The following is a 10,918-nucleotide window of genomic DNA, read 5'->3' as shown; positions in this document are numbered from 1 at the left end:
GTATAATAGGTCCCAGTATTTCTCTTATTGTATGCTTTCATTGAAAGTTGTCTTTCCGTTCCATGACCAACTATTTCTTTCCAAAGTTTATTTCTCATTATTTAACCCTCCTAATCGTACTCTAATATTTTATACATTCACCCCCTTCTAGTCAAGAGACGATATAATTGAGACGATTTTGTCGTTGTATTATTTCTTTAATAGTCAATATTTTGTAAAATAGAGGTAAATATATAACTTTTATTCCAAAATTTTAGGCATCACTAAGGAGTATTGTAAAATGAAGAAGCAATATAATACCAAAGAAAAAGTCCAAAAAAGAGCTAATGAAATAGTTGGCAAGACGCTAAAAGAACTAAGTAGAGATGGTATAGTTACTAGTACAAAAAGCAGCTTTGGAGATGCATTTGAAAATTGGTTCGGCAAAGAAAAAGATAATTTAAGTCTACCGGATATGGCAGAAGCAGGAGTAGAATTAAAAGCTACTCCTTTTAAAAAGCTGAAAAGCGGACAATACAGTGCCGCTGAACGACTAGTATTAAACATCATTAACTACAATGACTTGTTGAATGAAGAATTTGAAAGCAGTAAATTTATGGCTAAAAATAAGAGCATTCAATTAGGTTTCTATGAGAAAGAAGCCGATAAACCTAAAGCAGATTGGAAATTTAAAGAAACTGCTTTATTTGAACTTGCCAATAACAAGAAAGATTTAGAGATTATAAAACAAGACTGGGAGCTCGTACATAAATTTATTTCAGAAGGACGTGCACATGAATTAAGTGAACGTTATTTCCAATATCTCTCGCCGTGTACTAAAGGAGAGAATAAAAATTCTTTAAGAACACAGCCGAATTCAGAAATTATGGCCAAACAAAGAGCCTTCTCCTTCAAAACTGGTTACATTACATCTTTGCTTAGAAAATATATTTTTGGTGATGAAAAATCAGAATCTATCATTACCGATTTCGATATAGTACAAGAAAAATCTATTGAAACCATTGTGAAGGAACGTTTTGAACCTTATATAGGCAAAACAAAAGAAGAGCTAAAAGAAATCTTTAACATTGAAACTAACGCTAAAAGTGCTAATTATCAAATTGCTGCACGTATTCTAAATCTAAACGGAAACGCTAAAAGTGCTAATTATCAAATTGCTGCACGTATTCTAAATCTAAACGGAAACGCTAAAAGTAGTGAAGTATTTAAAAATGTTGAAGAGGTTGAAAAAGCAATGATTATAGTTAAAACTATTCAGTTTGATAAAAACAATAAAAATAAAGAAAGCATGTCATTCCCTGCTTTTAATTTTAAAGAACTTGCTAAAGAACAATGGGAAGATGAAACAGGAACGCCAACCGCTTCTTGGAACAACTTCCTACGCCAAGCTCGTTTCTTATTTATTGTATTCAAAGATGATGGAAATCAAACTGTATTCAAAGGGATAAAGTTCTTTAGTATGCCTGAGGAAGATATTGACGGTCCTGTTCGTCAAGTATGGCAAGATACTGTCGATAAATTGAATAATGGTGTAGAATTAACTGCTGTTGAAAACAAATCAACAAAGGATGGTTATAAAATCATCAATAACTTTATAACATTAAAGGATAGACTTATATGCCATGTTAGACCACATACAAGAAAACGCGATTATTCTGCTTATGGACCTTATGCCGATCAATTGCCTGTACCTGCTAAATGGACAAACAGACCTGATAATCATACTGCGTATTCCAAGGATTGGATGACAAAACAATGTTTTTGGCTTAATAACGACTATATTGCTGAGCAATTGCAAGACATTGTATAAAGTTACGTATAGTGCAATAAGGATTATAGAACGATCGTTCGCTATTATGTTATAATAATTTCATTATATATTTATGAAGGAGCGCTTTAAAATGACACAAATCAAAGTTGCTGAATTATTTGCTGGCGTCGGCGGCTTTCGCATTGGATTAGAAAATACAAAAGAAAAGCAATTTGATATTATTTGGGCTAACCAATGGGAACCCTCAAAAAAAGTGCAGCATGCATTTGATTGTTATGTTAGTCATTTCGATAAAGGCGTCCACAGCAATGAGGATATTGCAGAAGTCACAGATAAAGAAATGGAAGATACCCAAGTCGATATGATTGTAGGAGGCTTCCCTTGCCAAGATTACTCAGTAGCACGTAGTTTAAGTGGCGAGCTTGGGATTCAAGGTAAAAAAGGTGTTTTATTCTGGCAGATTGTCCGTTTTATACAAAACACTATGCCTAAATACCTATTACTAGAAAATGTTGATAGACTGCTTAAATCACCTTCTAAACAGCGTGGTAGAGATTTTGGTGTAATGCTTTCTACATTAAATGAGCTCGGTTACAATATTGAATGGCGCGTTATCAATGCCGCCGATTATGGTAATGCTCAAAGACGTCGCAGAGTATTTATTTTTGGTTATAAAAGAGACTTATCATATGCACAAAGTTTAGCTAAGCATTCTTTAGAAGAAATTATTTATAAAGAAGGTTTATTCGCTAAAGCATTTCCAATCGAGGATTATCCAAATAAAAAACGAGTTAATGAAACGAATGTTTCTAAAGATATTGTTGATATTTCTGATCAATTTACTTTCCAATTCCATAACTCAGGAGTTATGCAAAATGGAAAAGTATTAACTATTGATACGATACCTATATATGAAAAATCAGTTACATTAGGAGAGATATTAGAAGAAGATGTCAAAGACTATGGTATTACTGATGAAAAAATAGAAAAATTTCAATATCTTCGCGGACCTAAAAAAATACTAAGAACTTCAAAAACAGGACATGAGTATTATTTTAGCGAAGGTGGCATGTCAGAAACTGATTCTTTAGACCTGCCAGCTAGAACTATGCTTACTAGTGAAGGTTCGGTTAACCGAAGCACTCATTTTTTAAAAATTGATGATCAATATCGTACACTAACACCTATTGAAGCCGAAAGATTAAATGGTTTTCCTGATAATTGGACTGCGACAATGCCGGATAGAATGCGTTTCTTTTGCATGGGCAATGCATTAGTTGTTCCATTAATCACACGTATCGGCAATCAAATTGAAAAAATAGAAGACGAACATAAAGATGAAGATACTTTTTCACAATTGAAATTATTTTAAAAAATTCCAAGAAAAAATAAGCCTTGAACCACTATGACTCACATAGAAGTTCAAGGCTTATTTAATACTTAAAAATCTAACTACTCATTCATAAAACGATATTCCACTATTCTTCTTTAAACCAATTAGAGATTTCTCCTCTTCTCGCAGCAAACCTCACCTTTGAAACTGAACGGTTCTTTATACTTAAAGTGAATCTATAGCTTGTTTCTACTAGTTTAGCTATGTCTTTTATTTCTCCTGGTTCTTTTCCATCTATCCCTAAATATCTAGTGAATACTATGAAGAATCTATCTGTAGGCAAAATTTCTTTAGCTTGATTCACCATATATTCAATAAATTGATTACTTATAACGATTTCCTCTACGCTATTTTCAGTTTCCCTTTCAATAAACCTCAGTTTATTATCTATGAATTCATCTTCTTTAAGATTATCCATTTCTTCATCTAATGATATTTGATTATAAACACACATTTCCATGAACTTTTTTAATTTGTATAACTGCTTTTCAGAAATTCCAATCTTCTCCCTCAACAGTGCATCTAACTTATCTTCATCCAGAAAGTGATTTTGCGACATTAAACGGTTCATAAAATTTATCTGTTCTTTTTCAAACGTGGGAATTTTATATGAAGATCTGTGGTCATCTATATTCTTTCTGACATAATACTGAACTCTGAAATACTTATCATGTTGAAAAAAGCTTTCATTATCTAAATTAAACTTTTTCATGGTAATTAGCAATCCTTCATATCCATATGATATTAAATCTTGCCTTTCTAAAATCGTTTCTTTTATCTGTAATATATTTTGTTCAACCACTTTATCAACAGTATGGTGATTCAGCATAATGAATTTGTTTGCCCAATACTCTTTTTCCTTCTCATCACACGTTCTCCAATTTTTTATACATTCGATACTCTGAACATTTATTTCCTCTTTTGTAGATCGATCCATTACATTCTTATTTCTATCTTTTGATGTTGTATTCATTTGTTGTCCTTCTTTTCTTTATTTTTTAGAACGATTGATTTAAAACACTACTTCAATTTCTACAATATGAACGCCTTCCTCTCACATTTATTTTTATCACTCATAATATACTCTCCTTTTCTATACATTTATCAGCATGGATATGCGAACATACAAATTATATACGCTTTTGCTCTACATTTTATTTACCAAAAGAGCAAAATAAGTGTCACTTACCTCTTCACTTTCTATATGTTTAACGTTACAATGAGTTCATTCACACAATTTTCTGATTATTACGATAATTAATATAGGAGGAGATAACTATGAATCGAAGACAACATTACTGGAAAGATTGGCGATTACACGTCTTAGTATTAGCCATTGTTGTGATCTGTGAATTAATTGGCCCATTCGATATTCCATTAGGGGTTACGTCTATTTTATTATTACCTGTAGTTTATGGAGTTGTCTTAGGTTTATTAGCTTATTTCACTCCTTTGGTTGGCAAGAAACAAGCCAAAAACTCAGAACCTATGGTATTTATTTCTGTTGCTATTTTAATTGCGAAATTTGGTACTGAAGCAGGACCTGCACTTCCTAAAATCATCGCGGCAGGCCCAGCATTAGTTTTACAAGAGCTTGGTAATCTAGGAACGATTTTTCTTTCATTGCCGTTGGCAATTATGCTTGGACTACGTCGCGAAGCTATCGGAATGACACATTCTATTGGTAGAGAAGCAAACATGGCATTGATTACAGAGAAATTCGGAATTGAATCACCTGAATGGCGTGGCGTCATGTCTATGTATATCTTTGGAACAATTTTTGGTGCAATATTCTTTAGCATCTTTTCAGGTTTGATCGCATCCATTATACCTTTACATCCATTGGCTTACGCAATGGCGACTGGTGTTGGTAGCGGTGTGATGTCAGCTGCTGCAGTTGGTCCTATTATTGAAATGTTCCCAAGTTATGCTAGTGACATTAAAGCATTCTCAGGAGTCAGTAACTTATTAACATCAGTAACTGGATTATATATGGGGATCTTGATCGCATTACCATTAACAATTCGTTACTACAACGGTGTGATGAAACTTAAAGCTAGACTACAAAAAAGTACGAAAGGAAAGAGGGATATACATGAAACTCACGTCTAATATTATCAATTGGTCTTTGACGCTTATTGTTGTGGGACTTATTGCGTTAATTAGTAACTGGATTGGCCAAGACATTATGCCTTCAAAAGCTGTTCCAGGTGTACTTGCGTTAATGGGAATCGCTTTGATCGGTATGATTCTTCAACAACTTATCCCTCTTAACATTCCTAGTATTGCTTATATCGGTGTGCTTGGGTTAGTACTTACAATTCCTGGTATGCCGACGGCACCTTATATCGTTAGTTGGACACATAATGTAGAATTAATGGCTTTAGCTACGCCCGTTGTGGCATACGCAGGTATTTCAATCGGCAACTCTTGGACTGACTTTGCGAAATTAGGTTGGAAAACAATCGTTGTAGGTATGGTCATTCTAATGAGTACATATGTCGGTTCAGCCGTCGTAGCTCATATTGTGTTGAAGATACAAGGTATTATTTAACTTATAAATACAAGTTTACTAAATAAGTAAAGGAAGTCGATTGAGTCGTCGACTTCCTTTTTTTTATACTATTTTTAAGGTAATAGCATCTACTATGTTCATTACTCAAATTAAGCTGCGTCACAATAAATATAGAGAGGACTTGAGATAATGAAAGTCACATACGTCGCAATATTTTACAAAAACAATCCGAAACTTGAAAGCCAATACTTCTTTGTAGATTTCGATGTGGAATCACTACATGAAGTACTCCCTCCAATCGAACTCCTACCTCCTGAAGATTGCTTAGGTTTTGCCCTAGCAAAGTATAAAGAACTTGGCATTCCCTTACCTGAACCCTTCTCTTTTGATTTAATCTTTCTGAATGACACTTACTATTATGAAAAAAGAGCAATCACTATTGAACTGAACGAATATGCTGGAACAAAGAAACGTAAACCTAAAAAGTTTATTCCTGAATGGCTCTACCGTTTTGAAATGAGCGAAGATGAAAAATTTCGAAGAAAACGAGAAAGAGATTGGCAAAGAAAAGCCATGGATGAATTAATGAACACAGAGTTTGAAGGTGCTCACGCTGGCTTTATGTCAGGCAAGCCTTGGTTACCACAAGCAACAGAAGTAAGATACGAAGAAATTTATGACTTAGACTAAAAAATGCCTCCAAAAGCATTCACATAACGTGAGCTTAAGGAGGCATTACTTATGCACTAATGTTTAATTAAATGAAGATTACTAACATTATTTATGATTTTTTGTTTCTTTCTTACGACGATTAAATAAGAATACACTACCTAATGCCGCAAATAATGTTCCAATTAAACCTGCATTTGTACCTTCTTCACCTGTTTCTGGTAAAGCTTTATCTTTAGAAACTTTAGGAGCTTTTTCTGGTTGTTTTTCAGATTTAACTACTTTATGAGGGGCTACATCACCTTTTGGTGCTTTAGGCGGTGTAGGTTGACCAGGTTCTGATGGTTGTTCTGGTGTAGTTGGTACTTCTGGTTTATTTGGTTTTTCAGGTTTTTCTGGAACTTTTGGTTCTTCCGGTTTTTCTGGTGTGATTGGTTTTTCAGGTTCAATGACTGGTTTATAGAAGCCACTGTCGATCGTGAAGTCATCTGCATTATCTACCACGACTTTGACTGTTTGACCGTCTGAGTCTAATGCTTTGTCTCCTACATTCACTTTAGTTGCTTCGTAACCTTTCGGTGTGTCGAATGTCACTGTGTATTCACCATTATATAATCCAGTAAATTGATAAATACCGTTTTCGTTCGTTACTGTTGTTTCTGTGCTGCCATCTGGCTTAGTTAAAGTAACTGTTACCCCTGAAATGCCTTTTTCATTTGAGTTTTGAACACCGTCTTTGTTGCTGTCTTCCCAGACTTTATCTCCGATAGTGTAAGTTGCTGGAACTGGTGCTGATTCCACCACTGGTTTATAGAAGCCGCTATCGATTGTGTAATTATCTGCATTGTCGATTACGACTTTCGTTTCTAAACCGTTTGAATCTAATGCTTGATCACCAACATTTACTTTAGTTGCTGTGTAACCTTCTGGTGCAGTGAATTTAACTGTATATTCACCGTTTTCTAATCCAGTAAAGTTATATCTACCTTCAGCATCTGTCACAACTGTTTCTGTTGTACCATCTGGTTTAGTCAGTATCACTGTTACGCCTGCGATGCCTTTTTCATTTGAATTTTGAACACCGTCTTTATTACTGTCGTCCCATACATAGTCACCTAAGTTGTAAGTTGCTGGAACTGGTGTCGGCTCAACCGTCGGTTTGTAGAAGCCACTGTCGATTGTGAAGTCATCCGCATTATCTACTACAACTTTAACCGTTTGACCGTCTGAGTCTAATGCTTTATCTCCAACGCTTACTTTAGTTGGTTCATAGCCTTTCGGTGTATCGAATGTCACTGTATATTCACCATTAGTTAAGCCTGAGAAGTGATAAATACCGTTATCATCTGTCACTGTTGTTTCTGTGCTGCCGTCTGGCTTAGTCAATGTAACTGTGACCCCTGCGATACCTTTTTCGTTTGAGTTTTGAACACCATCTTTACTGCTGTCTTCCCATACTTTATCTCCGATTGAGTAAGTACCTGGAACCGGTGTTGGCTCAGTTGTTGGTTTGTAGAAGCCGCTGTCGATTGTGTAATTATCAGCATTGTTGATTTTTACTGTAGTAGAAGTACCTTCAGAATCTAAAGCATCATTACCTTGATCGACTAATGTAGCTGTATAGCCTTCCGGTGTTGTGAAATCTACTTTATAATCTCCATTTTCTAATCCAGTAAATTCATACTTACCTTTTTCATCAGTTGTTGTTGTTTCTGTTGTACCGTCCGGTTTAGTCAATGTAACCGTTACACCTTGGATTCCTACTTCATTAGAGTTTTGGATACCGTCTTTGTTGCTGTCTTCCCAGACATAGTCACCTAAGTTGTATGTTGCTGGAACTGGTGTCGGTTCAACTGTCGGTTTGTAGAAGCCGCTGTCGATTGTATAATCATCTGCATTGTTGATCTTCACTGTAGCTGATGTACCTTCTGAGTCAAGCGCTCTAGAATTTCCTTGCTCTATCAATGTAGATTTATAACCTTCTGGTGTTTCGAAATCTACTTGGTATTCGCCATTTTCTAAATCAGTGAATTTATATTTACCATTTTCATCTGTAACTGTTGTTACTTTTGTACCATCTGGTTTTGTTAATGTAACCGTTACTCCAGCGATTCCTACTTCATTTGAGTTTTGGATACCATCTTTATTGCTGTCTTCCCAGACATAGTCACCTAAATTATATGTCGCTACTACAGGTTTAAAGAACCCAGAATCTATTGTATAATCATCTGCTCCATTAATTGTTACATATGAAATCAATCCATTAGAGTCCTTTTCACGATTGTTTCCTAATTCTTTAGTTGTTGGAACATAGCCATCTGGTGTTTCAAATACAACAACATATTCACCATTTTTAAGGTTATTAAATAAGTAGTTACCATATTTATCTGTAACTGCTGTTTGAAGTATTTGACCTGCCTTATCTTTTAAAATAACTTTTACGCCTTCAATTGATTTTTCAGTAGATTCTTGAATACCATTTTGATTAATATCTTCCCATACATAATCTCCAATTTTGTAGTTTTCAAGTACACCGTCACCAGTTCCATCACTATATTGAGTCACTACATTAGTGTCATAGTAATAAGTAGCTTCCCTACCATTATAATCCCTGGCATATAATATAGATCTTGTTGTTAAGTTAGAACTGAGTGTCGGGTCAAATTTTGAGTCAACAACTACGACATAAGGATCGCTAATAGCCCCAAAGTTCACCAATAAATTACCATGATTATCTGTGTCCACACGATAATTTGATGTTAAATCTGGATATTTAGAAACATCAAATGCATAGCTGTCTGTTAAATCTGTTTTATTAGGCACTTTATAAATACGAAGTTGTGTATCATCAATTTTTAATAATGCATTACTATCCTTATCCTTGGGTCCTATTCTTAATATAGCTGAAGCTAGATTATTATCCATTGGATTAACATAAATCACTTGTTGGAAATCATTTGTTTTTTGTAAGGCATCTACACTTGTAATTACAGTATCAACAGAAGCTGGATATAAGCCTTTATCATGAGCGTCATAATCATATGTGATTTGCGGGTTATACTTTTCTCCGGCTAAATCATAGTTCAAAGTATATACACCTTTTTTTGTAGCTTTATCCCTGTCAGTAAATTGTGTTAAGTCGAATTTACCAGAAATATTTTGTTTATCATTAACCCAATCTGTAAATGTGTATTTTAGAAGTTTCGTGTTTGTGTCATAAACACCTACCGCAACAATCATACCAGTTGGTGTAGCTAATACTGTGTGTACTTTATCCTCTGCATTTTTATAATGCAAATCGCCGTTGAATGTTGCGTATTCAGGTATTTGTACTGTGAAGTAATCTCCACCTTTAACTTTGTCATCTACTTTATAATCTGCTGTTAAACGGAAGTTACCACCTTGGTTAGGGTCAATTTTTGTTTCGCTAATTTGTGGGTTTGAAACAGTAACTAAGTCATTAACATTTGATCCCGTTTGATTTGTTACTACATCTTTCAAATCTTCAGCTGTATAAGCTGCCCCTCGTAATATTTGTGCATTTTGTGGTGTAGCTTCAACAGTGTCTTTATCTTTATTTTGAGATGATTGTTTTAATAAGTCTGCTGTTACTACTGGTGCTTTTTGTGCTGTAATATCCGCTTCTCCACCCCCTGTTTCGACAACCGGACTAACAGGCTGTGACGCAGTTAGTGTTTGAGGTGCAGCGACAAGTTTTATTAATTGTTTTTCTTCTGATGGTTCTTCAACTTTTGGTGGGTTATTTTCAGGTTGTACGCCTGTTGTTGGTGCTTCATTAATTGTTGGTTCTTGTTCTGTAGGTGGTGTTTTTTCTTCAATAGGATTTTCTTGTTCAGTAGGTGTTGATTCTTTGATAGGTGTTAATTCTGTAGTTGGTTGTGATACTTTAGGTTCTTTAGGGGTAATTTCTAGTTGTGGTTTTGTATCTGCTTTGTTGTCTGTTATTGTGTCGTTTTCAATTGGTTCTTTTAGTGTTTCATTAGTTAATTGCTTTTCAGTGTTATCAATAGTTGCCGGCTGAGTATCTGGTGTTTCTGCTTTTAACGCAGTCTCATCTGGCTGTGGTGATGTTGAATCTTTAGCCTGGTTTGATGATGTTATCTCCTCTGCTGCTTTTGCTTCGTGACCAAGACCGAATATTAAGGTAGCACCTACAATAATGGATGCTGTGCCAACCGAAAATCGTCGGATTGCATACTTGTTACGGTGCCTTGCCTCAAAATTATTTAGTTGTTTATTCATGTGTTTCTCCTCTCTCTATTTAAGCCGTTCAATTCTTTTATCCCTAATTAGGTATAAAAATTAAGCCGAACCAATCTGTATTGTTCCTGTAGAACGTTGGAGAAGAACTAGTGTTTGAAATAGACAGACTCTCTTCATCCCTGGGGACTCACAAAATGAGTAGGAAACAATAACAAATTAGACGGCTTAATGTGATTATATTTAATTAGAGTATTAAAATATTGTATTAAATAATAGAAAGGGTACTTATTACTATACATATTTTTATGATATTATACTTTTTTATTTCTTCTGTACTGTGTAGGTG

7 protein-coding genes are annotated in these 10,918 nt (G+C 34.8%); 5 read left to right on the top strand and 2 right to left on the bottom strand.

The features are described 5' to 3' along the window. Positions 1-280 precede the first annotated feature (280 nt). Both BU038_RS10655 and dcm read left to right on the top strand, forming a co-directional pair. Positions 281-1,810 (top strand): Sau3AI family type II restriction endonuclease, encoded by a 1,530-nt coding sequence (locus BU038_RS10655; RefSeq protein ID WP_107606033.1) that lies wholly within the window; start codon positions 281-283, stop codon positions 1,808-1,810. 91 nt (positions 1,811-1,901) lie between these two features. Beyond that, positions 1,902-3,143, top strand: a complete 1,242-nt coding sequence (dcm, locus tag BU038_RS10650; RefSeq protein WP_107606032.1) for a DNA (cytosine-5-)-methyltransferase — start codon at positions 1,902-1,904, stop codon at positions 3,141-3,143. A gap of 106 nt (positions 3,144-3,249) precedes the next feature. Here dcm and BU038_RS10645 read toward each other — a convergent pair whose 3' ends face one another. Continuing rightward, entirely contained in the window at positions 3,250-4,137 is an 888-nt protein-coding gene (locus BU038_RS10645; protein WP_107606031.1) for a hypothetical protein, read from the bottom strand. Positions 4,138-4,442: 305 nt separating this feature from the next. Here BU038_RS10645 and BU038_RS10640 point away from each other — a divergent pair, with 305 nt between their 5' ends. The 3 genes from BU038_RS10640 (at position 4,443) to BU038_RS10630 (ending at position 6,369) form a co-directional block, all read left to right on the top strand. Further along, positions 4,443-5,276 (top strand): DUF3100 domain-containing protein, encoded by an 834-nt coding sequence (locus tag BU038_RS10640; RefSeq protein ID WP_107606030.1) that lies wholly within the window; start codon positions 4,443-4,445, stop codon positions 5,274-5,276. Next, complete coding sequence (locus tag BU038_RS10635; protein WP_107606029.1) at positions 5,260-5,718, top strand: hypothetical protein; 459 nt, start codon at positions 5,260-5,262, stop codon at positions 5,716-5,718. The genes BU038_RS10640 and BU038_RS10635 overlap by 17 nt, the downstream gene beginning before the upstream one ends. A gap of 150 nt (positions 5,719-5,868) precedes the next feature. Then, positions 5,869-6,369, top strand: a complete 501-nt coding sequence (locus tag BU038_RS10630; protein WP_107606028.1) for a hypothetical protein — start codon at positions 5,869-5,871, stop codon at positions 6,367-6,369. Positions 6,370-6,456: 87 nt separating this feature from the next. On the opposite strand, the gene BU038_RS10625 is transcribed toward BU038_RS10630, so the two are convergent. Continuing rightward, complete coding sequence (locus BU038_RS10625; protein ID WP_107606027.1) at positions 6,457-10,611, bottom strand: SdrD B-like domain-containing protein; 4,155 nt, start codon at positions 10,609-10,611, stop codon at positions 6,457-6,459. Positions 10,612-10,918: the final 307 nt, after the last annotated feature.

Source organism: Staphylococcus simulans (assembly GCF_003043455.1).
Lineage (GTDB): Bacteria > Bacillota > Bacilli > Staphylococcales > Staphylococcaceae > Staphylococcus > Staphylococcus simulans_A.
This window is presented reverse-complemented; position numbering and strand designations above follow the sequence as displayed.

Excerpts from the sequence above, each read along its gene's own strand:
- BU038_RS10655 (WP_107606033.1), top strand. The coding sequence starts at position 281 with ATGAAGAAGCAATATAATACCAAAGAAAAAGTCCAAAAAAGAGCTAAT.
- dcm (WP_107606032.1), top strand. The coding sequence starts at position 1,902 with ATGACACAAATCAAAGTTGCTGAATTATTTGCTGGCGTCGGCGGCTTT.
- BU038_RS10645 (WP_107606031.1), bottom strand. The coding sequence starts at position 4,137 with ATGAATACAACATCAAAAGATAGAAATAAGAATGTAATGGATCGATCT.
- BU038_RS10640 (WP_107606030.1), top strand. The coding sequence starts at position 4,443 with ATGAATCGAAGACAACATTACTGGAAAGATTGGCGATTACACGTCTTA.
- BU038_RS10635 (WP_107606029.1), top strand. The coding sequence starts at position 5,260 with ATGAAACTCACGTCTAATATTATCAATTGGTCTTTGACGCTTATTGTT.
- BU038_RS10630 (WP_107606028.1), top strand. The coding sequence starts at position 5,869 with ATGAAAGTCACATACGTCGCAATATTTTACAAAAACAATCCGAAACTT.
- BU038_RS10625 (WP_107606027.1), bottom strand. The coding sequence starts at position 10,611 with ATGAATAAACAACTAAATAATTTTGAGGCAAGGCACCGTAACAAGTAT.